Consider the following 26,019-nt stretch of genomic DNA (forward strand, 5'->3'; position numbering starts at 1 on the left):
GGAGGCATAGACCATGAGCACTCCTGTGATGGCGCTCGAAGGCCTGAAGATTCTCGACCTGACCCGCCTGCTGCCCGGTGCATTCTGCACGCAGATCCTGGCCGATCTGGGGGCTGAAGTGATCAAGATTGAGCAGCCACTGAGCGGCGATTACAACCGCGCGTTTACCCCGCTGAACAAGGTCGAGTCTGGCTCCTTTCTCCTGCTTAACCGTAACAAACAAAGCATCACGCTCAATCTGAAAAGCGAACAGGGAAAGCAGATCCTGCTGGATCTGGCGCGGGATGCGGACGTGTTGATCGAAGGCTTCCGCCCAGGCGTGATGCGACGTTTGGGTCTGGCTTACGAGACGTTGAGCGAGATCAATCCACGGCTTATCTATTGCGCCATTTCCGGCTACGGCCAGGACGGTCCTGACCACCTCAAGGCTGGCCACGATCTCAACTATATGGCGCAGGCCGGGGCGTTGCAGTTGTTCGGCAAGGCTGGCGAGGGACCGATGGTGCCGGGCCTGTCGATTGCCGACGTCGGTGGCGGTTCGCTGATGGCGACCACCGGCATTCTGTCTGCACTGCATGCCCGTCACCGGACCGGTAAAGGCCAATTGGTGGACGTGTCGATGCATGACGGCGCGATTTCCTGGCTGGCCCTGCATGCCGCCGACTCATTGTTCGCCGGCATCGAACCCCGAGGCGGCGAGCGCCCGTTTATTGGCCAGGCGCCCTGCTACAACGTCTACCGCTGCGCCGATGGCAAGTACTTCGCGCTGGGCTTGATCGAGGCACATTTCTGGCTGCGGTTTTGCCAGCATCTGCAACTCGAAGAGCTTGAGAACGAGCAATGGCCAACCGGCGAGCGCTGCGTGCAGCAAAAGCAATTGCTGGCCAGCCTGTTTGCCAGGCAGTCCCGCGATGCCTGGGTGGAAACCTTCAATGACGTCGACCTGCCGGTCGGGCCGGTACTGGACATCGCCGAAGCACTGGATGCACCACACGCCAGGCACCGACAAATGCTTCAACACATTGAGCATCCGGTGGAAGGTGTGATTCCACAACTGGGCTTCCCGGTGAAGTACTCCCTGACGCCTTGTACCCTCAGAAGCCCGCCTCCATTGCTGGGCGAGCACAATGAAACAGTACTCGGCGCCCTCGGCTACAGCGCCGGTCAAATCGATGCGCTTCGACAATCGCGGGTGATCTGAACCCGCCAGTGATTTTGACGAAAAACAATAATGACTCCTGAGGAGAAAAATCATGGCCCGCAATATGAGTCACTACGATCAGAGCTATCGGGATTTCAAATGGGAACTTCCGCCGACGTTTAACTTCGGCACCGATGTGGTCGATCGTTACGCTCGCGAAGCCGATGGTCCCGCATTGATTTGGGCGAATGCCGCCGGGGAAGAAATCCGCCTCTCGTATTCCGACATATCACAACTCACCGACCGATTCGCCTCAGTGTTGACTCAACGCGGCATACGACGCGGCGATCGAGTGCTTATCATGCTGCCGCGTATTCCGGATTGGCAGATCGCGATGGTCGGCTGCCTCAAGATAGGGGCGATTCCGATTCCTTCCGTGGAAATGCTCACCCGCAAGGATATTAATTACCGCGTCCGTCACGCCGACGTGCGCGCGGTGGTGGCCAGGTCTGAGCACGTCGAAAAGTTCGCCGATGTGATGAACGACGTGGCGGTCAAGTTATCGCTGGGCATCGCACCGGGTTTTGAGTCGTACGAGAACGCGATGATCAACGCCGACGGCGTCTTCGAGCCCGCGGTGTTGTCCCTCGATGAACCGGCGGTGCTGTATTACACCAGCGGTTCTACCGGCGAACCCAAAGGTGTGCTGCACCCGACCCGAAGCCTGTTTGCCTGGCGCGAAGCCGCACGGCACTGGCTCGATCTGGATCGCAACGATGTGATTTGGTGCACCGCCGACGTAGGTTGGAGCAAGGCCGGCACGTCCATCCTGTTTGGCCCATGGAGCGCCGGTGCCTGTACTTTTTTTTATGACGGCCCGTTCGATCCAGCACAGCGTCTTGCGTTGTTGGCCAAATACCAGGTCAGCGTCTATTGCGCCCCTGGCACCGAACTGTTTCGCGTGGTCGACGAGGATCTCTCCCGCTACGACCTGTCGCAGCTGCGTCACACGGTATCGGCCGGCGAGCGGTTAAACGCTTGCGTGGCAGAGAAATGGCGTAAGAAAACCGGGGTCCCGGTCATGGAAGCCTACGGACAGACCGAAACCCTGATGACCCTGGCAAACTTTGCCTGTGTTGCGACGCGCGAAGGATCGATGGGGCTACCGATGCCGGGTAGCGACGTCGACATCATCGATGCCCAAGGCCGCCGACTGCCCTGGGGCAGTGAAGGCGATATCGCGATTCGCGTTCCTAATCCATTGCTGATGCTCGGTTACTTAAAGGACGAAGCGCGCACCCAAGAGTCGTACGTCGACGGCGACGATGGGCGTTGGTTCATTACGGGAGATATCGGAGCGCGAGACGCGGACGGTTACTTCTTCTACAGTGGCCGACGTGATGACGTCATCAACTCGGCGGGTTACCGAATCGGTCCAACCGAAGTGGAAAATGCCCTGCTCAGTCACCCTGGCGTTCTGGAATGTGCCGTGATTGGCGCGCCCCACGAGGAACGCGGTGAAATCGTCAAGGCGTTCGTGGTGCTGCGCCCCGGTATGGCGCCGAAAGATCAACTTGTCAGTGACTTGCAGGACCATGTCAAACACATGACTGCGCCCTATAAATACCCACGCGCCATTGAGTTCGTCGACGCGCTGCCCAAGACCCAGACAGGCAAGATTCAGCGCAGCGCACTCAGGGCACTTGAAAAAAAAGAGACTCACCCTTGAAGAACAGCCCATTCATGGCACTGCCAATTGATACCACCTCTACGGAATCCAGCTTCCGCGTGGTGGCCCGAACCATTGAACAGCAGATCCTCTCCGGGGAAATCAATCCCGGGGACATCCTGCCGGCTGAAGCCAGGCTGGCGGAACAACTGGGCGTAAACCGCTCGACCATCCGGGAGGCCATCCGGGTCCTGGAGCAGAACGGTTTTGTCAAACGCGAACCGGGGCGACGCAAGTTGATCACCTCGATCCCGCATTCCGGTGAGATCTCCCAGCGCCTCACCGCCACCATGGTGCTCAACCAGGTGACGTTCGAGGAGTTGTGGGAAGCGATGTACGCCCTGGAGCCGGCAGCCGCAGCTGCCGCAGCGGTACGTGGCAACGACGAGGATTTTGCCGCAATCGAGGTCAATCTCGCCGCGACGCGCCAGGCACTGGAGGACTGTGCAAGCCTGGTGGAACTGGATATCGAGTTCCACGAATTAGTGGCCAAGGCAACACGCAACCGGGCGATCCAAATGGCCAGGGCGCCATTGAGCACGCTTTTTTATCCGCCCTTTTACACGGTGATGTCGCAGCTCAATGCGGGTCAGCGCTTATTGACCGCTCACGAACATATTTACCAGGCCATTCGCGATCACGACACGGTCAATGCCCGGGGCTGGATGGAAAAACACATTCAGGACTTCGAACGTGGCTATGAGTTGGCGAACCTGAACATGAACAGTCCGGTGCATATGCCCGAACGATGAGGTCAGCATGAACACAAAGGCCTTTTCCATGAACATTCACGATCCGCAGCTCAGTACTCGGCAAGCCATCACGTCACGCCGTTCGGTACGCGCTTTTTTGCGCACGCCGGTACCACGCGAGACAGTCGAGCACGTTCTGGAACTGGCAGCCCGCGCACCAAGTGGATCGAATGTTCAACCCTGGCAGGTTTGGGTACTGACAGGCGCCCCGCTCTACGATCTCGGCCAGGAACTGCAAGCCCTGGCGCTGAATGCAGAGTCGGAGCACGCCGAAAACCCGCAAGTGCATCACGTGCGCGAACCGTACCGCTCCCGGCGTCGAAAAGTCGCTCAGGACTTGTACCAGGCCGTGAATATCAATCGCGATGAAATGCAAAAAATGCGTGTGCAAACATCACGCAACTTCGTTTTTTTCGATGCCCCGGTTGGGCTGTTCTTTACCATCGATCGGGATCTCGATAACGGCCGCTGGCTCGATTACGGGATGTTCCTGCAGACCCTGATGCTGGCGGCAAAAGCCCATGGTCTCGACACCTGTGCCCAGCAGGCCTTCGTCAAATACGAAACGCTGATCGCTCGGCGCCTGGGCCTGGATGACAACCAGAGGCTAGTGTGCGGCATGGCGCTTGGTTTTGCCGACCCGAGTGCGCCGTCAAACAGTTTCATTGCCGAACGCGCGCCGTTATCGGCATTCGCGCAGTTCGTCGTCACTTTGAACTGAACAACAAAACCCGGAGCTACAGGATGGATATCGACAATAAGGTTGTGGTGGTCGCCGGTGGCGGCTCAGGTCTTGGCCAGGCAACGGCCCAGGATCTTGCGGCGCGTGGCGCCCGCGTGGTGATCGTGGACCTTAACGAACAGGCCGTGCACGAGGTCGCCAGCAAAGTTGACGGCTTGGCAGTCATCTGCGACGTGGCGGATGACGAGGCGTCTCGGATCGCCATGCAGACGATTGTGGAACGTGTCGGACGACCTCACGTACTGGTCAATTGTGCGGGCATTGCCCCTTCCGCGCGAATCATTGGCAAACGGGGCCCGGCATCGCTCAGTGATTTCGAACGGGTCATTCGTATTAATCTGTTGGGCACCTTCAACTGGCTGCGTCTGGCGGCAGACGCCATGAAAGACAATACGCCCAACGATGATGGTGAACGAGGCGTGATCATCAATACCGCCTCGATAGCCGCCTATGAAGGCCAGATCGGCCAAAGTGCCTATGCCGCCTCCAAGGGAGCAATCGTCTCCATGACATTGCCCGCAGCCAGGGAGTTGGCACGTTTTGGCATTCGCGTGACGGCGATTGCGCCAGGCTTGTTCGGCACTGCGATGCTTGAGGCAATCGACGCCGACATCAAGGAGCGACTGATCGCTGATATACCGTTTCCTCATCGCTTCGGAAAACCGTCCGAGTTTTCCGCGATGGTCGGCGCGATCATAGAAAATCCGATGCTCAACGGCTCGGTCATCCGGCTGGACGCCGCACTGCGCATGCAAGCGCAATAAATTCCCCACGCTCCATATCGGTACCCGATGTGCACTTTCATTTGCGATCGCACAACAACTTGATCAATTAAAAAACGGCAACAGTAAATACCGCGGCATAAAGATGATCGCCAGTAACGTTTTCGCGCGCGCGTAAAAAAACACCGCAATAAATAACAGCGTTGATGCTCTCTCGTGCTTCCAATAATAATTTTCGGAGACAACATAATGCACTCTAACTCTACCGTCGGAAAATCCGACCCGCTTGATGCCACTTACAAAAAAATAACCTGGCGCTTGCTTCCCTATTTATTCATCGCCTATGTGTTTGCGTATCTCGATCGGGTCAATATCGGATTCGCCGCTGTGCAAATGAAAGCTGATCTGAACTTTACCGATGCTGTTTACGGGTTGGGTGCCGGCGTATTCTTTATCGGTTATTTCATGTGTGAAATCCCCAGTAATTTGCTGATGAACAAAATAGGCGCCCGCTTGACCATCGCCCGCATCATGATCTGCTGGGGGCTGGTATCCAGTTGCATGATGCTGGTGACCAGTCCGACGTCGTTTTATCTGTTACGGCTTTTATTGGGCGTCTTCGAAGCCGGCTTTGCACCCGGAGTGCTGTTGTATCTGACGCTGTGGTATCCACCGGCACGCAGGGCACAGATGGCTGCTATTTTTCTCAGTGGTGCCGCAGTCGCAGGTTTGATCGGCGCGCCAATCTCCGGCTGGATGCTCGACGCACTGGATGAATACGCCGGATTGCATGGATGGCAATGGCTGTTCATGCTCGAAGGTATTCCTTCGGTTTTTCTGGGTTTGATGGCATTGGTGATGTTGCCGGATCGCCCTGGCGCGGCAAGCTGGCTTACACCTGAAGAAAAAAATCGCATCAAGGCCGAACTGGTTACCGGGCAGTCAACAGCCCACCATGGTTTTATCGACGCGTTGCGCGATCCGGTCATTTATTACATTGCTCTCGCCTGGTTTACCGTGATTTGCGGTATTTATGCCGTGGCTTTCTGGATGCCCATGCTCATGCAGGACGCCGGGATCAAAACCTCCACTCAGATCGGCCTGTGGTCGATCATTCCCTACGGCTTCGCAGCCATTGGCATGGTGTTGATATCGCGTCACTCCGACAAAGTCATGGAGCGTCGATGGCATGCAGCGACCTGTGCCTTGCTTGGGGCGCTAGGCCTCGGTCTGCTTCCGTTTGTACACGACAATTTCTTCCTGACCATGGCAGCTTTGACCCTGGCCAGCACGGCGGTCTTCTCTGCCATGCCGATTACCTTGGCAATGCCCATGTGCTATCTGTCCGGCAAAGCTGCTCCGGGCGGTATTGCCTTTGTCAACACGATCGGTTTGTTGGGCGGCGTGGCCAGCCCTTACATGCTGGGCCTGATCAAGACCAATACAGGCAGTCTGGACAACGGGTTGTTTCTCATCGCGGCGTTGCTGGTAATCGGCTCGTTGCTGGTGGTGGGATTCGTGCGCCTGGAACCGCAAAACAAACCTGTAGTTGTCTGAGATGCTTTTCTGATTTCAGCCATTAGGTAACCGCATCGCAGGACGAGACTGTCTTATTTCAGTCAGTCTCGTCCTGCGCTTTTTCCGTCAATCAATTAGAACAGTGACTGGCTGCAATCAGAATTATGCGTTTGCCCGTTCGGCATCAAAATCAAATAATCAACTTATAGACAACCCATTATTTGCGCTCACGCAGGAGTATTCCTATGGGCTACACCATGACTGAAAAGATTCTGGCCCGTACCGCTGGGTTGGCAGCAGTCAACGCCGGCGATGAAGTTCAAGTCAAACCGGATTTCGTATTGGCATATGACTTTCCCGGTTATACCGATCGCTACTTCAAGGAAATGGAAAGCGAGTTTCAGGTTATCCAGGTAAAAGAGCCAGAACGCTTTGGCGTATTTATCGATCACATGGTGCCGGCCATTAATCCGGAAGAAGAAAACTTCCACAAGGAAACCCGGGACTGGACAACGCGTAACGGTGTGGAAGTATTCGAGCGTCGCGGCATTGGTCATCAGGTGGCGGCTGAAGTCGGTTATGCGGTGCCTGGCGCATTGGCTGTGCATTTTGATCCACACATTTCGCAGTTGGGAACGTTCGGTACATTAGCCCTGGGCATTCACCGCAACATGCTACAAGCCTATGTTCAGGATACGGTTTCCTTGCGAGTGCCGGAGACTGTGCGGATCGATTTCATCGGCCATTTGCAAGACGGTGTCATGGCCCGCGATGTGCTGAATCATCTGGTCAAAACCCTGGGCCCGAGCGCCTGCCAGTTCTGCGTGATGGAGTTGGGCGGTCGCGGGCTCGCCAACCTGTCCGTCGAAGGCTTGCAGACCATTACCGGCCTGGCGATGTTCACCGGTGCAATTTCCGCGATTGTCGCGCCTGATGCCGCGCGCCTTGACTATGCCCTGCCTCTGGCTCGAAAAGTTCTCGAGCCGGTATACAGCGATCCGGATGCCCGGTATCAGGCGATCCACACCATCGACTTGAGCGCTATCGAGCCGGTTATTGTCATTCCACCCAGCTCCGCCGGTACCCGCGATCTTGCCGAGTACATCGGTATGGAAGTGCAAGTCGGCTATCTCGGTTCCTGCGCCTCCGGACGCCTGGAAGACCTGCGCATCGCGGCGCGTATTCTTCGCGGCCGCACATTGGCGCCTGGCTTCACGTTGTATGTCGTTCCGACCAGTCAACACATCATGGCCGAAGCGGCCCGGGAAGGCTTGTTGACCACGCTGGTGGAGGCCGGCGCTTTTGTCTCGTCGCCCAGTTGCGACTACTGCTATGGCCGGATAGGCACCATGAATGCGGGACAGCGTGCCGTTTCCACCGGAACCTTGAACGTACGTGGTCGGATGGGCAGTACCGACGCTGAAATCTACCTGTGCAGCGCCGCCGCTGTGGCTGCTGCCGCAATCGAAGGCAAGGTCGCTGACCCTCGCCATTATCTTTGAGGATTCGTCATGAGCCTGCTCAATCTACGCGGCCGTGTGGCTTACGTATTCGAAGAGGAAAATTTCGATATCGATCAAATTGTGGGGGTCAAGAATATCCGCACAAGCGATGCCGAAGCGTTGGCCAAGTTGGCCATGAGTGCTTACGACGAACACTTTGCGCGGGACATGCGACCCGGTGACGTGTTGGTCGGTGCTGCCAACTTCGGCTATGGGCATCCACACTACCCACCGATGATCGCCATGCGCCAATTGGGTATCACTGCGGTGATCGCCGAGTCCTTTTCGCCAGGTTACTGGTGGGGAGAAATGGCCGAAGGCTTTCCGCAAATCGAATGCCCGGGCATCACCCGACTGGTGAAGCGCTGGGACGAGATTGAAGTGGATTGGCAGCGCCTTCGGGTGATCAACCACAGTCAAGGCACCGAACTGACGTTCCGGCCCTTCAGCCAATCCGACCTGCATGTGCTCGAGGCCGGAGGGCTCATTCCCTACATCAAACAACAACGGCAATGCCGATAGACTTCCTCAGGAGAACCGAAATGCGCGCAAAGAACAGCTTTTACCCACTGACCGAAGCCTTCAGCGGCCCCAAGGCGCTAGTGATTCCAGGGGCCTACGATGCATTGAGCGCCATGCTGGTACAAGCGGCCGGTTATCCGGCGGTCTATGTCGGTAGCTATGCAACGGCGGCCGCCGGATTTGGCCTGGCGGACGTCGGCGTGCTGACGCTGGATGAGCTGGCCCGGCATGCCAAGTCGGTCAGCGGCGCAGTCAGCGTGCCAGTGATTGCTGATGCCGAGGGTGGTTTCTTCGACCCCGCCAATATCTGGCGCACTGTGCAGGCCTTCGAAGACGCGGGCGTGTCGGCTATTCATATCGAGGATCATGCCGGTGGCAAACACACCAATCTGGAACAGAAGCTGATTCCGTTAGAGCTGATGCTGCAACGTTTGCAGGCCGCCATGGATGCGCGACGCAACCCGGAATTCATCATCATCGCTCGAACCGATGCCATCTGGGCGACTCACAATGTCGATGAGTGCGTTACACGCTTGAAAGCGTTTGCGCAAATCGGCATCACGCACTTTTTTGCGAACGGTGCAGACCCGGCCACGTTGCGAGAAATCAAAAAGCAGGTGCCGGGCAACTACATCGTGATCAACCTGCCCAGCATACGCAATCGGGATGAGTGGGATGGCGCTGCCGATGTCGTGATCGATTACGCATTCTGCCTGCTGGCGGCGAGCAAGGCTCTGCAAGTGGCACTCGATCAATTTACAAGTAGCCCCGACGCAAATCGCTCGGACGCATTGATCGAAGACTTTGAAGCGTTTGAGCATCGTCTGGGCTACAGCGAGTTTACCGAGCGAGCGCTGCGCTACGCCCGTCACGATTAAAGCCGAACTCAATGTATTTCGAACGTGTCCAGTCTATCCGGCCTGCCGGAACACACTGATCGGCCATCCTGCGAAACCGCCCATGAATCTGATGGCAATACTTGTATTGTTTCTTCAATTGATGACATCGCCTCACGCTGCCCGACCACCGGAAATCGTGATGAGCAGAAGAAAAACCATTCCTTGGGCGGGACTTGCGTACCGGCGTCCATGCATTTCGACGATTATCTTCAAGAAAAAAAATTGATGGCTTTTGGCTTGAACGAAGCGCGCTGGCGCAACGTATTCAGCAATGGCTGTTCGGTACTCTTCTCATAGGATTCTCCGTAAGGCTGGCACTGGTAAAGCAAGCCTGAATCCCAATTATTGAAGAGCTGTTTCATTGGCGACTGTGGTGTTCGCCCATTCGCGTCGGAACCGGCGCGAAATCACTGCCTTAACAACTGGAGCACTTGATACAACCCCTTCGGTCAGGTCGGCTCAACCAGAGCGAGAGGCTCTCGGATGAGTCATCGATTCGGATAGAACTCGATTGGCGCCCGGAATAATACTGAAGTATGAGACGCCCATATACAGTGACTATCGGCTACAAACCTATGCACGACTGCTTATTTCCCTCTGGAAAGTTACTCTACTTTCAAAGGTTCCAGAGGACTTCATCGTGAACAAGCTACTGATGAAAACAATTGGCATTGTATCCTCCCTGGGTTCGATCTGTTTGAACTCGGTAGTCGTCAATATGGAATGTGAATCAAGCGTGAATGACCCGTTTTTTGAAAACGGTTCCCGTGTCTGCAGCGTTAACAGTGCGCCAACACCATGGGAAGCAGACTCAAAGCATGCAGCCTTCATAGTCCGCGACGCTGATCGCCTGAGCCCCGGATCGCACCTGATGAGTCCGCGCAAGTTCTATGTTCATCACGGCATCTACCTTGGCGATGGCAAGGTCGCTCATTACTCTGGATTGAGTGCATCGCTGCAAGCCGGCCCTATCGAAGTCACTGACCTGGATCGCTTCGGCAACGGCAGTTCCATCTGGGTAGATCAGGAGCAGTGCGCTTTTTCCAGCGACGAGATCATTGTGCGGGCCATGTCGAGAGTCGGTGAATCACAGTACAAAATACTGTCAAACAACTGCGAACACTTTTGCAATTGGTGTATTAACGGCAATAGCTACAGCGCACAAGTTACCGAGTACCTCCATCGCCCTTTCCGCTTGGTGCGCATACTTTTCTCGTCGAAGACAGGTTTGATAGCTTAGTTTGTCGTACGCTTCCCCAACTTTATGTTAGCTGTCTTCACTCATAGAAACGCGGGAGCGACGTCGTTTCCCGGCACGAACCAAAACGCTTTGCTTTCGGATATGGGTTTTGCTTGCTGCAATTTCGCCAGGGGTGTTCACTGCAATCACCCGTAACGAAATGCGTTCCCAGCAGGCCTATTGATTGATATGAAAATCTCAATTGAACCGACGGTAGCTGTAGAAAATCCCGCCCCCCCTACCCTTCATATGCACCTCCAGAGATTTGGCGCCGCCACGCTTTCAGCCGCCATCTTCATCATCGACACACTCACTTCCATCCATATCGCCATTGCGGTGCTCTACGTCGCCGTGATTTTGATGTCGGTGAACCTGTTTTCCCGGAAAGGTGTAATTGGCGTTTCGCTCTCCTGCTTTGGATTGACGTTGGCTGCGTTTTTTATTTCCCATGGCAGCGACTTCAATAGCTCCGCGTTCGCCCGTTGCCTGGTCAGCCTGTCCGCGATCGGTATCACCACTTTACTGGCACTGAAAAACAAAGCGGCCAATGACGAGTTGCAGGAGCAGGTGCGGATGCTCGCGCAAACCCACGACGCCATCATCGTTCGAGACATGAATGGCATCATCACCACGTGGAGCCCGGGCGCCGAAGCCTTGTATGGCTGGTCAAAAGCACAAGCTATTGGTCAGGATTTTCGAAAGCTCCTGCGGCCTCAGCTGACGCTCACCTGGGAGCACGTGATGAACTCGCTGATTGAAACCGGCCGATGGGAAGGCGAAGTTGTGGAACACCGTCGTGACGGAACACCCGTGACGGTTGTAAGTCGTTGCTCCCTGTCACGGGACGAGAGCAATCAACCAAAAGCGGTTTTGGCCACTCACAACGACATCACCGAGCAAAAAAGGGCCATCAATGCCCTGCGACGCAGCGAAGCGTTTCTGGCCGGTGCTCAATGGCTGAGTCAGACCGGGAGCATTGGTCTGAAAATCCCAAGCGGCGAGATGTATTGGTCCGACGAGGCTCGGCGGATATTCGAGTTCGGCGACGACGAGGAACCACTGCTGTCCAGCGTCCTGAAAAAAACCCATCCAGATGATCTGGACGTGGTCAAAGTATCAATCAAGCACGCCTATCAGAAAGAGCCTCACATCAAGGTGGACTACCGGCTTTTGATGACTGACGGGCGGATCAAGCATGTGCAAATGCTGGCTCATCCCGTCCAGGATGCCGCCGGGAATTTTGAATACATCGGAGCACTGATGGACGTCACCGATGCAAAAATGTCTGAGGAAGCGCTCCACCGCTCGCAGACAGAATTGGCTCACGTGACCCGAATCACAACGTTGGGTGAACTGGCCGCATCGATAGCACATGAAGTCAACCAGCCATTGGCGGCCGTAACCACCAATGGCACTGCCGGTTTGCGTTGGTTGAATCGCGAGGTGCCAGACATCGACGAGGTGCGCAGTGCAATGGAGCGGATGATGAGCGAGACCCATCGAGCGAGCGAGGTGATTCGACGTATCCGCGCAATGTCACGCAAGACCGATCCTCAAAGCGTCCCGGTTGATCTCGTGGAAGTCATAGAAGAGTCATTGGCACTGGTCGACAGAGAGGTCAGACGGAACAAAATTGTGCTAGACCATCAATACGATACTGAGGTTGCCCAGATTATTGGTGACCGTGTCCAACTTCAGCAGGTCATCATCAATCTGATCATGAATGGTGTGCAGGCAATGTCCAATACCAAAGGTAAACATCGCACACTCCATTTGCGCCTCAGGCGTTCTGATGCGGGCGAACTGTGCGTTGATGTCAAAGACAACGGCCCCGGTATTTCGCCGCAAAGCATGCCTAAACTCTTCAACGCTTTCTACACCACCAAGCCCGATGGAATGGGTATGGGGTTATCCATTTGTCGATCGATCATTGATGCTCACGGTGGCCGTATCTGGGCAACAAGTGAAGCAGGTGAAGGCGCGGTATTCCACTTGTCCTTCCCCTCCAGCAATGAGGAGCCTGCGTGAACGCAGATATTTCTTCCATAGATAAGGCCCCGGTTGTCTTTGTGATTGACGACGAGGCCCCCATGCGCGAAGCGCTCAGTAGTCTCTTTCGTTCGGTGGGGCTCCAAGTGCAGACGTTTGCCTCGCCGACAGAATTTCTACAACTACCCGATCCCGATGCGCCCAGCTGTCTGGTCCTCGATGTACGGCTTCAAGGCGCCAGTGGCCTGGAGTTCCAACATCAGTTAGTGGAATCGAAGATCGCATTGCCCATCATCTTCATCTCCGGACATGGAGACATCGCCATGTCAGTCAAGGCGATGAAAGCCGGGGCCGTGGATTTTCTGGTCAAACCGTTCCGCGATCAGGATTTGCTGGATGCCGTCGCCGCTGCTCACCACAGGGATGCCAAGCGTCGGGAAATCGACCAGCAGGACGCCGAAATGCATGCCTGCTACCAAACGCTGACACCCCGGGAGCGAGAGGTCATGGCCCACGCAGCCAAGGGCCTGATGAACAAACAGATTGCGGGAGAAATGAATCTGAGTGAAATCACCGTCAAAATCCATCGCGGGCATGTGATGAAAAAAATGCACGCAAAGTCGTTTGCAGACCTGGTTCGAACGGCACAAGCCCTGGGGATCGGACCAAAACGCTGAGCAACACATACGTGTGTATGATTTCTTTTAAGGCTATCGGCAAATAGAGTGGAATTGGCGCGATAGCTTTTCAGCTGTTTCGAACCCATTGATATCGCGCCAGGATCTGCGCGATGAATAAAATCCCTGTGATCTCCATTGTCGACGATGACGAATCTGGTCGAATAGCACTCAGTAGCCTGGTGCGCTCCATGGGCTGTGAACCCAGTCTTTTTTCCTGCGCCGAAGATTTTCTCGCCTGCGCCAAAAGCTACAGCACGGACTGCCTGATCTCGGACGTTCAAATGCCGGGCATGACTGGCCTGGACCTGCAATCTGAACTCCTCAGTAAAGGGCACGACATCCCCATTATTTTCATCACCGCATACCCGGAGGAGTTGGTTCGCAAACGTGCAAATTCCGCAGGGGCGATCTGCTTTCTCAGTAAACCATTTGATGGACAAGTCATGATTGACTGTATTGAACAAATCTTGAGAAATAGGGAGACAGGCCTTGTCACAAATTGACAACCGCGAGGCGTCCAGCAAAGCCCAGCGGTTTAACGGCCAACATTAACTGTCTCTTTTCCGACGCCCAGCCTTAACCCACTCAACTAACACCTACATACTCAAGTATTAGCCCTTACCACTTACACCCTAGACAAACAAAACCTACGTAGAAGTGCCAAGCAAGTCATCATCAATCACTATACAACCAAGCCAACGACAGCGGCATTTCAATTAAATATCAGCCATCAACGCTGTTTAATTGATTCGGTTATTACCGCCCGCCTAGAGGCTCACAAGCAATGAGCCAGATGTCCTTTGAACACCGCTCTTTGCGCGCCGAAGCACAATAACGGGCCGCAACCCTTTTGGTGATGACGATGAATAGAAACGATCTTCGCAAAATCGACTTCAGCCTTCTGATCGTTTTCGAAACGCTGATGCACGAACGAAATCTTACCCGCGCCGGTGAGAAATTATTTCTCTGTCAATCGGCAATCAGTGCTTCCTTAAATCGGTTGCGTCAGTTTTTCGATGATCCGCTGTTTATTCGGATGGGTCGAACCATGGAGCCCACGAGCAGAGCATTTGAAATACAACTCACGTTGACTCCGGCGCTGGACAACATGGCGGCTGCGCTGAGCAATGTTAGCGAATTTGATCCCACGACCAGTACCAACGTCTTCAGAATTGGACTTTCCGATGATGTGGAGTACTCCTTGCTGCCGGGCCTGCTTCGCCAACTGCGTATGGAAGCGCCTCAAGTCAGTTTCGTCGTGCGCCGTACCGACCATTCTTTGCTGGCCAACCAACTGGCTACGGGCGAGGTGTCACTGGGCGTGTGCCACTCCCGGGAACTCCCCGCCAATGCCAAACGAAAATTTCTGCGCAGCATCCGGCCGACTGTTTTAAGTGCCAACACCCTCACGGGTCTACTGGACCTCAACGAGTACTGTAATCGGCCACATGTCTCTGTTTCGGTCAACGGTGAAGCGTCCGATTACATTGACCGGGCGTTGGGATCTCTGGGGCGGCAACGCCAGATTATCCTGGCAGTTCCGCAATACAGTGCGCTTAAAACACTGCTTGAGGACACGCAGATGTTGGCCGTCGTACCCGATTACGTGGCCAAGGCCATGATTCGACAAGGTGGTTTACGCGCGGACCCCGTTCCGATGAGTCTCCCGACTCTCGATCTATCCATGTCATGGAGCGCCACATTGGACAACGATCCAGGCGAGCGTTGGTTACGCTCGAGAATTACTGATTATTTAAGTGAAAAAAGTGGAACCTTGATCGAAATTAGTGCAAAAAAAGAAGCGGCTTAAGATTTCAGTTAATAATTAAGACCCACCAAGGCTAATTATTTCAATAATTGGCAGGGAAAATCACAACCTCCCTTAAACAATACGCAGGCAGCACAAAAGTTCAACAGTATTAGATTCATCCTATCTAACAGATAAATCGTTACTCCCTCTTATTCTTGGACGATGTTTAGCAAGACTTATAACATTGGTCATCGCAATCTCACACAGAGGCTTAACGCCGGTACTTGCACATGAAAGCACTCATCGAAGGCTTCATAAAGTTTCAAAAAGAAGTTTTCCCGCAGAGAACGGATCTTTTCAAATATCTCGCCACCACTCAAAATCCAGAAACGTTATTTATCACGTGCTCCGACAGTAGAGTCATTCCGGAACTGCTCACACAGCAAGAACCCGGAGAGCTGTTCGTTATACGCAACGCTGGAAACATAGTTCCCTCCTATGGGCCGCAGCCGGGGGGTGTCACCGCCTCTGTCGAGTATGCCGTTGCGGTACTCGGGGTCCGTGACATCGTCATTTGCGGTCACTCGGATTGCGGAGCAATGACGGCGGTTTCCAGTGGCAGATCATTGAATCATTTACCGGCAGTGGCAGCCTGGATGAGCTATGCAGAGTCCGCAAAAGTTATGAACGCGACCCGTACCCACGCATCCGATAAAGAACGTGTCAGCTCGATGGTTCGGGAAAATGTTATCGCTCAGCTCTCCAACCTGAAAACCCACCCCAGCGTCAGATTGGCTTTGGAACAGAAAAAACTGAATCTGCATGGTTGGGTGTACGACATCGAAACAGGGTCCATCGTCGCGCTCGATGGCAGAACCAACACATTCGTTCCATTGGCGGAGTTCCCGGAAACTACGGCATAGGACTAACCTGTTGCCTAAGCACATTGCCTGCTCGACCACGATGTCCCCACACATTCGGAGTGAAAATCATGGCTGAATCTGAAACCCGTCCCCCACTGCCCCCTTTCGATCGCGAATCGGCGATTCTTAAAGTCCGGCTTGCAGAAGATGGCTGGAACTCCCGCGATGCAGAAAAAGTTTCACTGGCTTACACCACTGATACCCAGTGGCGAAATCGAGTCGACTTCGCAGTAAACAGGTCTGAAGCCGCAGCATTCCTCACCCGAAAATGGAACAAAGAGCTGGACTATCGACTGATCAAAGAGTTGTGGGCATTTACCGATAACCGCATCGCGGTACGTTACGCCTACGAATGGCACGATGACTCCGGTCATTGGTATCGCTCATACGGAAACGAGAATTGGGAGTTTGCTGAAAACGGACTGATGGCTCATCGGTTTGCCTGCGTCAATGACATGCCAATCAAAGAATCGGAGCGAAAATTTCGTTGGCCGTTAGGCCGTCGCCCTGACGATCATCCAGGTCTTTCTGATCTAGGCCTGTAACCATTGGCGTTCGACAGACGATGTAGCGAAACGTGGTTTGGAGAGTAGTGCGCTCTTCACACGAAAATTTGTAAGTGTCAAAGGCAGACGACTGCAGGCCGTTACTCCCTAAAAAATTACGGCTGTGGAAGTAGATTGCGCCTGTCCTTGACTTTCCCCTCTGCGACTTACACAAAGCTTCGCCTCGTCGGCCAGATCGAGGCGAAAGCTTCACCCTCCCCACCGCAGCGCCAACAGCCTCGCCAATGCCTCTGGCAGATCGCTTAGCCAATCCCGGAAAGGCCGGACCGTTATCGATTCAGGATCATGGTCATGGGATTGCGTGGTCCAGACCACATCGTAACGAGCGAGGATCTCAATCATGTCGCTGCGTTGGTAAGCCTTTTCAAGGGCGGCCACCGCAAGTTCTCGAAATGCTTGTTCGACCGCACCTGGCCATAACACCGCACCGACAGTGCTCGCCACCGTTCCACGCTGATGGATGCGGTGAGCGATCCCGGGAGCGAGTTTTATAGCCTCGCCTTCCTGAAGTAAGGCGATTCGCTGTCGACCGGCACGAATATCCAGTTCGCCCTTGAGCGCCACCACCAGTTTGGTTTCCTGACGATGCATCAACGGTAGGTTGTGAGCCTGTAAGGGCAACACAAAGCGCATCGCCGTGCCCGCCCCTCCAATGCTTGCCTGGGCTACGTCAATCCACACCGGAAAGCCGTTGGGGATCAATAGCAGTGCCTCTGAGTTTTCAACGTTCATCAACACTCCGACCTGCATCTATAGGAACCACCTATGCGCAGGATTGTATATCGGTCTTGGACGCTATGGAGCAAACGGCAGAAGATTGCTTCACACCCAAGCAACACCAACCTGGCAACCGCCACCAAGCAAACCCGATAGGAGAAACACCATGCAACAGTCCCACGCTTACAACGACTCCAGCCTCGAGCTGACCGCGAAAATCCTCGACGCCAAGGCGCGTAAAAACCTGTCCTTCGAAGACGTGGCCCAAGGCACCGGCCTCGGTCTGGCTTATGTCACCGCCGCCCTGCTCGGCCAGCATCCACTGCCTGAAGCCGCAGCCAAAGTGATCGGCGACAAACTGGACCTGGACGCCGACTCGGTCGCCCGTCTGCAAATCATCCCACTGCGCGGCAGCCTGTCGGGTGTTCCAACGGACCCGACCATCTACCGCTTCTACGAAATGATTCAGATCTACGGCACCACCCTGAAAGCCCTGGTTCACGAACAGTTCGGCGACGGCATCATCAGCGCGATCAACTTCAAGCTGAACATGCAGAAAGTTGAAGATCCGGAAGGCGGTCACCGTGCAGTGATCACCCTCGACGGCAAGTTCCTGCCACTGCGTCCTTTCTAAGGATGCAACCGGACCTGTAAATCGGCCCGCAGCCTTGCGGGCCTGCTTCAAAAAAATTCTTAACCCTTTTCGATCAATCACCACATTTGAATGGAGGATCCGTCATGAAAAAAATTCTGTTTCTTGCCCTGTCACTGACCGCTTCGCTGTCGGCCTACGCCCAGCCAGCCGTAGTCGCACCGGAGGCCATTCCATATGCGTATGGCATGCAGCTGGATATCGCCAAAGTCATTCACATCACCCCGACGGCGGATGTCTGCGGTCCGACAGCCGTGCAAATGGCTTACCGTGATTCGCACGGTGAAACCCACATCCTGGAATACAGCGTGATCGGTAGCGGCTGCACCAACTGACGGTCACTCACTCAATACTCAATGAAAGGTAAAACATCATGAAAGCGCTCATCGAAGGTTTTTTGAAGTTCCAAAAAGAAGCATTCCCACAACGCACTGACCTGTTCAAACACCTGGCCACCACGCAACATCCGGGCACCTTGTTCATCACCTGTTCCGACAGCCGCGTCGTACCGGAACTGTTGACCCAGCAAGAGCCTGGCGAACTGTTCGTAATCCGTAACGCTGGCAACATCGTGCCGTCCTACAGCCCTCATTCCGGCGGTGTGTCGGCCACGGTCGAATACGCCGTCGCCGTACTGGGCGTGACTGATATCGTGATCTGCGGCCATTCCGATTGTGGTGCCATGACCGCTGTCGCCAAGTGCAAGTGCATGGATCACCTGCCTGCGGTCGCCGGTTGGTTGCAGCATGCCGAGTCGGCGAAAGTCATCAACGAATCGCGTCCTCACGCCAGTGAAAGCGCCAAAGTCAGTTCCATGGTGCGTGAAAACGTCATTGCCCAACTGGCCAACATTCAGACTCATCCAAGCGTGCGCCTGGCTCAGGAAAAAGGTCTGGTGAATCTGCATGGCTGGGTCTACGACATCGGGACCGGTTCAATCGACGCCCTGGACGCCGACAACAAGACCTTCAAGTCACTGGTCAAGCATCCGAACACCGTTGCCGTTCATGCCCGTCCAGCAAAAGCTGTTGCCTGAATCAGCCACTAATTTCCAGGAGTACTCAACATGCTTGAAGTCACTATGTACACCACCACGACCTGCCCCTACTGCCGCAATGCCAAGCGTTTGCTCGATACCAAAGGGGTGGCGTACAAGGAAATCGATGTGCGCTCAGTCGACGTGAAAAACGAAATGATCAGCCGAAGCGGTCGCCATACCGTCCCGCAGATCTTCTTCGGCAACTGGCACGTTGGCGGCTTCGATGACCTGGCTCAACTTGAAAGCGAAGGCGGCATCGACCCGGTACTCAACCCGCGCATGGCGGGATGAGCACCGATGACGCCAGCTCACAATTCCAGCACCAGGGGGGCGTCGCCCTCCTTGGCTTGCGCTGGCACCGCACAGCAAATCAGTACTTCCCCTTCGGCCGGCATCTCAGCCGGCAGGTTCAGATAATGCACTTGGCCACTGACCAATCGGGTCCGGCATGTACCGCACGATCCGCCCCGGCAACTGAAGTCCGGGTTCAGGCCGCGGCTCTCGGCCAGTTCCAGTAAACTCCCGCCACCCGGCTCCCAACGAGCTTCCTTCGCCGACGCCGAAAACAGCACTTTGACCGGGCTGCTTGCCGCGGGTATCTGCTCGACCGCCGGGGTTAAATGATCCCGTTGGCGAACCAGGGTCGAAGGACCGAAAGTCTCCGCGTGAATACGGTCATCGCCAATACGCAACTGACGCAGGCCGTCGTAAAGCGCCTGGGTAAAAGCACCAGGGCCACACAGGTAAAAGTCGTAATCGTCCAGCGGCAGCAAAGCCTTGAGCAGTTCGACATCCACCCGCCCCGCCACCTCAAAATCCTCACCAACGCGAGCATGAGTTTCCGGCTGGCTGAGCAGGCGCAGCGCACGAATTTTATCCTTGGCTCGAGTCGCCAGTTCGTAAAGCTCATCGCGAAACCCGAGTTCACCCAGGCTGCGCGCACTTTGGATGAACCAGGTGGGTCGAGTGCGACGGATGCGTTCGCCTTCATAAATCACTTCGCGCAGCATCGACAGCAGTGGCGTCACGCCCACGCCCGCGGCCAGCAAAACCAACGGTCGATATTCATCGGCTTGCACCGTGAAACGCCCTTGAGGGGCGCGGGCTTCGACCAGATCCCCTACCTGAACGCGGTCGTGCAGATGCGACGAGATGAGTCCGTCACGCTTGACGCTGATGCGGAAAAAACTGTCCGACGGCGCACTCGACAGGCTGTAGGTTCTGACCAGAGGCGCCTGTCCTTCAGCAAGGCAAAAGCGAACCGGCAGATGTTGGCCAGCCTCGAACCGCGGTATGCCCGCGCCATCGGCCGGTTCAAAATAGAAGGAGCGAATGGAACTGCTCTCGTCAACGATCCGCGTCACCCTCAGCGGCCGCCATTGATCGCGCAGGTAATCGGCTTGCAATCGGCCCTCAGCTTGCTTCCAGCTGCCCGTCATCAGGCTGTTAGGTGAAAAACCTTCAAACCGCCAACGGAGGGCCAACACAGCCTGACGTCGAACCACCTGTTCCACGGTCAGCGTCCAGAGCCGTTCGGCCCCCTGAAAGGCGGCAATCTCCGGCCCCTCGAGGATGATCTCGGTACGCCCGCTGACTTGCAGCATGTCGCCTGTTTCAAAATCGATGAACACCAGCCCCGCGCGCGGGTTGAGCAGGAAATTACCCAAGGTGTTGAAGTGCAGGTTGCCGGCGAAATCGGGAATCGTCAGCACGTTGCTTTCTATCCTGACGAAACCTGAATTGCCACCTCGGTGAGAAACGTCTACCGAGCGCCGGGTTGCGTCGCCATCCAGGTCGACATAGCTGGCGATGAAAAAGGTATCGGCCTTGCTGATGGTCGCCTTCGCGGCTTCATCCAGTTCACTGAGGCATTCGACCGCCACGTTTGCCGAGGCTTGGCCAAGGCTGACCGGCTCAACGCCTCGCAACTGGATGTATTGCGGGCAGTTGCCGAAAGCGTGCACCACAGAAACGGCAAAACCGCCTGACGAGGCGGTACTGATGTTGCCGTTCATGCGATTGCGCCTTCGGGTCTTCAGGTCAATACCCAGCAGTCCCACCGCAGCGCCCTGCTTAAGGGCCGCCCGAACCGGATCACCCTCGGCGGGCAGGCGGTCGAGTTGCAGCATTCGCGGATCGGGAGAATGGATGAAGCCAGGGGGGCCTTCGATCAACGTGGCCCAAGGCATCCCTTGTTCATCGACCGCGCCCACCACCAGGTAAGGCAACTGGTTGTAAAACAATCGATGCTGATCAGGCATGAAGTCACGCACGACCTTGCGTCCGAATATCTCCATTTGATCGGCGACGCCGACGCTTTCCTGCAATTCACGCTCACCCGCATGCCAAGGGGTTGTTCCTGGCGCGTCCGACTGACTCATGATCACCTCTACGCATTCGTAAACAGGTGTCCTTCACCCGCCGCCCGGCGAGGAATGGTTGAATCCCCGGCAGCGGGGTAAATACGCCATTGCCGGTGATCATCAACTCTGCGTTTTGCAACCTCAGGAAGCTCGATACAGACCCTGCACGCACTCGAGCAACCCGGAATCGCCTAAGGGGGGTAGCGACCCCGCTATGGAAGCCCATATAGCTTTTTTCTGTCTTGATCAGTTTGACCAGATGGACGAATTCGCTCGCCTTTAACGTAGGCGCGAACCACTGCTGGACGCTTACTGATTTTCTCTAGCCAAGCGGCGACGTTAGGATAACCATCGAGCGTCATTCCTTGCTTGTCATGTTGCAGCACCCAAGGATAGATCGCCATATCGGCAATGGAGTACTCGCCGGCGACATAAGGCCGTTCGCTCAATTGCTGCTCCAGAACGCCATACAAACGTTCGGTCTCTTTACTGAACCGTGACACGGCGAGCGGCACATGTTCAGCGGCGTAATTCAGGAAGAACACTGTCTGTCCCAATATCGGCCCCAGGTTCGCCGCTTGCCAGAACAGCCACTGCATGACTTCAGCCGCCCCTTTCGCATCGGCGGGCATGAATTGCCCGCGACGCTGAGCCAGGTACAACAAAATCGCCCCTGACTCAAAGACCGATACCCCAGTCTCTCTGTCGACTATCGCTGGAATACGCTGATTGGGCGAAATCCGGGTGAACTCGGTGGAAAATTGCTCACCATTGCTGATATTGACGGGGTGCGCGACGTAGGGATGTTCCGACTCCTCCAGAAAAATGGCGACCTTCTGCCCGTTGGGGGTTGGCCAGTAATAGTAATCGACAGCACTGGAAAGATTGAACATTGGGTTCCCCAATTCGGCAACAGAATGAAAACCTAGGTCACATACTCGTCAGTGCTCAGCTCAAGGCAGCCATGAACGCCGTCGGAGTTGGCGGATCATTTCAGGGCACTTGCGGCGTTTCGTACCAATCACGGCTGGGGGTGGCGAAGCGCATCTTCTTGCGGATAACAGCGGCATTTTCGACGCTGGTTATTTTTTCGAGCAGTACGAATGCAACTTCAGTGGCAGTCCCCGGCCCGCTTGACGTGATGATCTGGTCATCGACAACCACGGGGCGATCGACAAAGCGTGCACCGGTTTCCAACAGTTGGTTTTTCCGCTTGCCTCCCTCCTGGTGATAGGTCGTAGCGTTCCTGTCACGCAACACGCCGGCCACGCCGAGGCATACGGAAGACACGCACACGCTGGCGACGGGTTTACCCGCTTCGACGAAATGCCGGATGGTCGCCAGGAAGGGTTCACTCAAGGCTTCCTCGTAAAAACCCGACGGTTCAAAACCACCCGGCAGTGCCAGGGCATCGAAGCTGCTCACGTCCAGATCGCTCAATAAAAAACTCGGATTGAGCATGAGGCCAAAGGTGGTCACGATCTTTCTGCGAAGGCCGGCGTTGACCAGTTCCACAGGGTGATCACCCAGCAGGTTGGCCCAGCCAAGCACATCGGTAAAAGCGGCCATTTCCAGGGGCTCCACGCCGTTGGCCAGTAACATAAGCACGCGTTTCATCAGTCATTAGCCTCTGCGGTACAGCATGGAAGAGTGTGTGCTTATGCTCCGCCTTAAGCGCGATGTAGAGAACGACCAGAAAATACAATCCACTATTTCGCGCACTGAAATGCCCGAGCGGGCACACGCGAAGAAGACTGTCGTAGTCAAAGACGCGTCCCTTGGGATGATGGTGTCCAATCCGACAGTCGTTGCCTGCCTGTTTGAAACAGCTGCCACTGCCAAGTAATGGCTCGCAGTGACCTCCGCGGTTGGTGCGCTGCAAGCGTTCAAAGCACATCCGGCTGCATGGCCGGATGCTCGCGCAGGCCGTCGACGATGTGGTCAACAAAACTGCGCACCCGCATCGAGGCCTTGCGCCCTTCGCGGTACACCACGTGCACCGGCAGCGCCGGTAACTCATAGGGCTGCAACACACGCCGCAATCGCCCAGTGTTCAAATACTCATACAACGGATAGCTCAGGCAACGGGTAATGCCGGCGCCATAAGCGGCTGCATCGATGGCCGCCTGTACCGTCGCGCAACTGATCCGTGTACGGGCTTTCAAGTGATTGATCTCACCGTCGTGTTGGAAGTCCCACTGGACTCGGTCTCGATAAGCATGGGTGGCGACCAGTCGATGATTTTGCAGTTCCTCGGGTTCGCTGGGCTCCCCGTGAGTAGCCAGATAAGCCGGGCTGCTGCATACCATCGAGCGTACGTAGCCCACCTGTCGTGCGATCAATGACGAACTGGGTAGATGGCCGACCAGCACCGCCACATCGATGCCTTCTTCATTCATGTTCGGAAAACGATCATGGTATTGCGCAAAGACTTTTACCTCCGGGTACAGGCTCATGTAGTCCGTCAGAATCGAGGTCATGACATAACGGCTGAACAGCAAAGGCATCAGCACCGTGAGATTGCCTTGGGCCTGTACATGCAAGCCCTTGGCCGAAGCCTCTGCGTCTTCGATGGCCCTGAGAATGCGTGAACAATCGACCATGAAACCGGCGCCGGCCTCGGTCAGCGACACCCCACGGGTGCTTCGAATCAACAGAGGCACGCCAAGACGTTCCTCCAGCCGTGCAATGGCGCGAACGACCGTAGGTCCGGACACATCCAGACGACGGGCCGCAGCAGCGAGACTGGGACGCTCCGATAACGCTTCGAACATCAGCATTTCATGGTAGCGATCCATCAGTTGGAACCCTTCACCACAGCCTTGAGCGCCGAGTCCTTGCCGAGTCGATCCGCGAGAAAATCCACGAAGGTACGAACCTTTGCCGGAATTCGGGTGCTCTTGAGGTAGACCACTTGAATGGGCAGCGCCGGTGGTTCGAAGTCCTCCAGCACCAGTTCCAGTTCGCCAGCCGCCACCTGGTTGGCCACCTGATAGGACAACACCCGCGTGACACCCCAGCCCAGGCTGGCGATATTGATCGCGGCCTGATTGGCGGTGACCACCAATCGCGGTTCGAATCGAAAGCTCAGGGCGTTGCCGTCGTTGACGAATTGCCAGTCGCTCAGCAAATGGCTGGCCGAAGACATGACGATGTTGGCGTTACTGAGTTCACCGGGATGACGCGGCCTGCCGTTGCGTTCGAAATAATCGGGAGTACCGCAGATCACCTGACGTACTTCGCCAACTTTGATGGCGTGCTGATTAGTCTCATGCAAGTGGCCGATGCGTATGGCCACATCGATACCCTCGTCCGTCATGTTCACGACACGATCCACCAGCAAGGCATTGAGGTGCACCGAAGGAAACTGGTCCACGTAGTCGGCCAGTAGCGGCGCGATGTACAACTCGCCAAACAGCACCGACGCGGTCACGGTCAAATGCCCGCACGGTATCGAGTAACTCCCGGCAGCCGCCTCCTCCGCCTCGTCGATATCACTGAGGATACGCCGACAATCCTCGAGATAGCGTTGACCCGCTTCGGTAAGATGCAGGCTGCGAGTGGTTCGAGAAAGGAGCTGTGTGCCGATTCGCTCCTCCATCGCGGCAATGGCACGGGTCACGCTGGGGGGAGAGATATTCAACAGCCGGGCGGCGGCGGCAAAGCCTTCTTCCTCGGCCACGGCCATGAATATCTGCATTTCTTGAAAACGATCCATAGTCGCCCCTGTCTTGATGAGAGGACAGCGAGGTATCTGGCCGCTTGCGCGGTAAGACCTGATTGCCAGTATCGTCGGCTACAGCGACTTTCGCACGCGCCGTCGGGCTGGCTGCATTTACGTAAAGCGTCCTGGGAAAACCGCGAAACAAATGAAAAGGAGCTGGCCGGAATTATTTTCCCGGCAAGCTCCTTCAGAATCGAGTCAAGCCTCTTGCAAGCCTACAGCAGTACGTTGCATGCCAACGAAGTTCGGCAAACCTTCGATGCTGCTCAACCAGGCACGGACATTCGGGTAGTCAGTCAGCGCCACGTTACCTTCCGGCGCGTGGGACACGTAAGTGTAGGCAGCAACATCGGCGACGGTCGGCTTGTCGCCGGCCAGGAATGTGCTCTGACCCAACTCTTCTTCCATGACCTTAAGCAGGGAATGAGAGCGTTTGATCGTATCTTCAGCGTCAAGACCGGCACCAAACACCGTGATCAATCGTGCGGCGGCAGGACCCGAACTGATTTGACCGGCGGCCACCGACAACCAGCGTTGAACCTTGGCTTGCTCTAAAGGATCGGTTGGCAGCCATTGGCCCTTGCCATATTTGGCGGCGAGGTAAACCACGATGGCGTTGGAATCTGCCAGGACGGTGCCGTTGTCATCGATCACCGGCACTTGGCCGAAGCGGTTGAGCGCCAGGAAATCAGGCGCTTTGTGCGCGCCCTTCATCAGATCCACGAAAACCAGTTCGGTTGGCAGTCCCAGCAGGGACAGCATCAGTTCGACCCGATGAGAGTGGCCAGACAAAGGGTGACGATAGAGTTTGATCGCTTGCTGAGACATGACGTGCTCCGATAGTTGTTA

General features: G+C 55.6%; 27 protein-coding genes and 1 pseudogene. 21 read left to right on the forward strand and 7 right to left on the reverse strand.

The window, feature by feature from the left end:
- The first annotated feature begins 13 nt into the window (after positions 1 to 13).
- The 17 genes and pseudogenes from ACM1ZW_RS25545 to ACM1ZW_RS25625 all read left to right on the forward strand — a co-directional run bounded on the left by ACM1ZW_RS25545 (position 14) and on the right by ACM1ZW_RS25625 (position 16,654).
- A complete protein-coding gene (locus tag ACM1ZW_RS25545) occupies positions 14 to 1,201 on the forward strand; it encodes a CaiB/BaiF CoA transferase family protein (RefSeq protein WP_031318945.1) in 1,188 nt (395 codons plus the stop codon).
- A 52-nt stretch (positions 1,202 to 1,253) separates the two neighbouring features.
- On the forward strand, positions 1,254 to 2,870 hold the full coding sequence (locus ACM1ZW_RS25550; RefSeq protein ID WP_416739617.1) for an acyl-CoA synthetase: 1,617 nt from the start codon (positions 1,254 to 1,256) through the stop codon (positions 2,868 to 2,870).
- Between the two features lie 14 nt (positions 2,871 to 2,884).
- Positions 2,885 to 3,622, forward strand: a complete 738-nt coding sequence (locus ACM1ZW_RS25555) for a FadR/GntR family transcriptional regulator (RefSeq protein WP_050558282.1) — start codon at positions 2,885 to 2,887, stop codon at positions 3,620 to 3,622.
- 7 nt (positions 3,623 to 3,629) lie between these two features.
- The gene (locus ACM1ZW_RS25560) at positions 3,630 to 4,343 is read left to right on the forward strand and encodes a nitroreductase (protein WP_017338966.1); all 714 of its coding nucleotides are present in this window, start codon (positions 3,630 to 3,632) and stop codon (positions 4,341 to 4,343) included.
- 23 nt (positions 4,344 to 4,366) lie between these two features.
- Entirely contained in the window at positions 4,367 to 5,128 is a 762-nt protein-coding gene (locus ACM1ZW_RS25565; RefSeq protein ID WP_017338967.1) for an SDR family NAD(P)-dependent oxidoreductase, read from the forward strand.
- Between the two features lie 207 nt (positions 5,129 to 5,335).
- A complete protein-coding gene (locus tag ACM1ZW_RS25570) occupies positions 5,336 to 6,643 on the forward strand; it encodes an MFS transporter (protein WP_416739618.1) in 1,308 nt (435 codons plus the stop codon).
- Between the two features lie 206 nt (positions 6,644 to 6,849).
- Positions 6,850 to 8,106, forward strand: a complete 1,257-nt coding sequence (locus ACM1ZW_RS25575) for a 3-isopropylmalate dehydratase large subunit (protein WP_017338969.1) — start codon at positions 6,850 to 6,852, stop codon at positions 8,104 to 8,106.
- 9 nt (positions 8,107 to 8,115) lie between these two features.
- Complete coding sequence (locus tag ACM1ZW_RS25580) at positions 8,116 to 8,628, forward strand: 3-isopropylmalate dehydratase (protein WP_017338970.1); 513 nt, start codon at positions 8,116 to 8,118, stop codon at positions 8,626 to 8,628.
- 20 nt (positions 8,629 to 8,648) lie between these two features.
- Positions 8,649 to 9,506 carry an isocitrate lyase/PEP mutase family protein gene (locus tag ACM1ZW_RS25585; protein WP_017338971.1) on the forward strand — a complete coding sequence of 286 codons (858 nt, stop codon included), beginning with the start codon at positions 8,649 to 8,651 and terminating at the stop codon, positions 9,504 to 9,506.
- Between the two features lie 248 nt (positions 9,507 to 9,754).
- Positions 9,755 to 9,862 (forward strand): annotated as a pseudogene (locus ACM1ZW_RS25590) (LysE family translocator); the annotation flags it as partial.
- A 305-nt stretch (positions 9,863 to 10,167) separates the two neighbouring features.
- Complete coding sequence (locus ACM1ZW_RS25595) at positions 10,168 to 10,767, forward strand: lecithin retinol acyltransferase family protein (RefSeq protein WP_414880407.1); 600 nt, start codon at positions 10,168 to 10,170, stop codon at positions 10,765 to 10,767.
- 189 nt (positions 10,768 to 10,956) lie between these two features.
- Positions 10,957 to 12,795 (forward strand): ATP-binding protein, encoded by a 1,839-nt coding sequence (locus ACM1ZW_RS25600; RefSeq protein WP_414880406.1) that lies wholly within the window; start codon positions 10,957 to 10,959, stop codon positions 12,793 to 12,795.
- 62 nt (positions 12,796 to 12,857) lie between these two features.
- On the forward strand, positions 12,858 to 13,433 hold the full coding sequence (locus ACM1ZW_RS25605; RefSeq protein WP_416740846.1) for a response regulator transcription factor: 576 nt from the start codon (positions 12,858 to 12,860) through the stop codon (positions 13,431 to 13,433).
- A gap of 113 nt (positions 13,434 to 13,546) precedes the next feature.
- Positions 13,547 to 13,939: a response regulator transcription factor gene (locus ACM1ZW_RS25610; protein WP_414880404.1), complete on the forward strand. Its 393-nt coding sequence runs from the start codon at positions 13,547 to 13,549 to the stop codon at positions 13,937 to 13,939.
- 359 nt (positions 13,940 to 14,298) lie between these two features.
- On the forward strand, positions 14,299 to 15,246 hold the full coding sequence (locus ACM1ZW_RS25615; protein WP_414883897.1) for a LysR substrate-binding domain-containing protein: 948 nt from the start codon (positions 14,299 to 14,301) through the stop codon (positions 15,244 to 15,246).
- Between the two features lie 230 nt (positions 15,247 to 15,476).
- Positions 15,477 to 16,109, forward strand: coding sequence for a carbonic anhydrase (locus tag ACM1ZW_RS25620; RefSeq protein WP_017338978.1), 633 nt, complete (start codon positions 15,477 to 15,479; stop codon positions 16,107 to 16,109).
- 68 nt (positions 16,110 to 16,177) lie between these two features.
- Positions 16,178 to 16,654 (forward strand): DUF1348 family protein, encoded by a 477-nt coding sequence (locus ACM1ZW_RS25625; RefSeq protein WP_017338979.1) that lies wholly within the window; start codon positions 16,178 to 16,180, stop codon positions 16,652 to 16,654.
- 210 nt (positions 16,655 to 16,864) lie between these two features.
- Here the strand turns inward: ACM1ZW_RS25625 and ACM1ZW_RS25630 are convergent, their stop codons facing one another.
- Complete coding sequence (locus ACM1ZW_RS25630) at positions 16,865 to 17,407, reverse strand: hypothetical protein (protein WP_144425262.1); 543 nt, start codon at positions 17,405 to 17,407, stop codon at positions 16,865 to 16,867.
- Between the two features lie 151 nt (positions 17,408 to 17,558).
- Here ACM1ZW_RS25630 and cynS point away from each other — a divergent pair, with 151 nt between their 5' ends.
- From cynS to grxC, 4 genes are all read left to right on the forward strand, one after another.
- Complete coding sequence (gene cynS / locus ACM1ZW_RS25635; RefSeq protein WP_416739619.1) at positions 17,559 to 18,026, forward strand: cyanase; 468 nt, start codon at positions 17,559 to 17,561, stop codon at positions 18,024 to 18,026.
- 104 nt (positions 18,027 to 18,130) lie between these two features.
- The gene (locus ACM1ZW_RS25640) at positions 18,131 to 18,379 is read left to right on the forward strand and encodes a DUF2790 domain-containing protein (protein WP_017338982.1); all 249 of its coding nucleotides are present in this window, start codon (positions 18,131 to 18,133) and stop codon (positions 18,377 to 18,379) included.
- 38 nt (positions 18,380 to 18,417) lie between these two features.
- The gene (locus ACM1ZW_RS25645; protein ID WP_017338983.1) at positions 18,418 to 19,080 is read left to right on the forward strand and encodes a carbonic anhydrase; all 663 of its coding nucleotides are present in this window, start codon (positions 18,418 to 18,420) and stop codon (positions 19,078 to 19,080) included.
- Between the two features lie 30 nt (positions 19,081 to 19,110).
- Positions 19,111 to 19,374, forward strand: coding sequence for a glutaredoxin 3 (gene grxC, locus ACM1ZW_RS25650; protein WP_017338984.1), 264 nt, complete (start codon positions 19,111 to 19,113; stop codon positions 19,372 to 19,374).
- 17 nt (positions 19,375 to 19,391) lie between these two features.
- Here grxC and ACM1ZW_RS25655 read toward each other — a convergent pair whose 3' ends face one another.
- The 6 genes from ACM1ZW_RS25655 to ACM1ZW_RS25680 form a co-directional block, all read right to left on the reverse strand.
- Positions 19,392 to 21,464 carry a pyridoxamine 5'-phosphate oxidase family protein gene (locus ACM1ZW_RS25655; protein WP_414880398.1) on the reverse strand — a complete coding sequence of 691 codons (2,073 nt, stop codon included), beginning with the start codon at positions 21,462 to 21,464 and terminating at the stop codon, positions 19,392 to 19,394.
- A 194-nt stretch (positions 21,465 to 21,658) separates the two neighbouring features.
- Positions 21,659 to 22,339, reverse strand: a complete 681-nt coding sequence (locus tag ACM1ZW_RS25660; RefSeq protein WP_017338986.1) for a glutathione S-transferase family protein — start codon at positions 22,337 to 22,339, stop codon at positions 21,659 to 21,661.
- Positions 22,340 to 22,439: 100 nt separating this feature from the next.
- Positions 22,440 to 23,063, reverse strand: coding sequence for a DJ-1/PfpI family protein (locus ACM1ZW_RS25665; protein WP_414880397.1), 624 nt, complete (start codon positions 23,061 to 23,063; stop codon positions 22,440 to 22,442).
- A 269-nt stretch (positions 23,064 to 23,332) separates the two neighbouring features.
- Entirely contained in the window at positions 23,333 to 24,244 is a 912-nt protein-coding gene (locus ACM1ZW_RS25670; protein ID WP_017338989.1) for a LysR family transcriptional regulator, read from the reverse strand.
- A complete protein-coding gene (locus ACM1ZW_RS25675) occupies positions 24,244 to 25,164 on the reverse strand; it encodes a LysR substrate-binding domain-containing protein (protein WP_416739620.1) in 921 nt (306 codons plus the stop codon). Before ACM1ZW_RS25675 ends, ACM1ZW_RS25670 begins: the two co-directional genes overlap by 1 nt.
- A 204-nt stretch (positions 25,165 to 25,368) precedes the next feature.
- Positions 25,369 to 25,998: a glutathione S-transferase family protein gene (locus ACM1ZW_RS25680; protein WP_017338991.1), complete on the reverse strand. Its 630-nt coding sequence runs from the start codon at positions 25,996 to 25,998 to the stop codon at positions 25,369 to 25,371.
- Positions 25,999 to 26,019: the final 21 nt, after the last annotated feature.

It is taken from the genome of Pseudomonas sp. NFX71, from assembly GCF_048079215.1.
Lineage (GTDB): Bacteria > Pseudomonadota > Gammaproteobacteria > Pseudomonadales > Pseudomonadaceae > Aquipseudomonas > Aquipseudomonas fluorescens_B.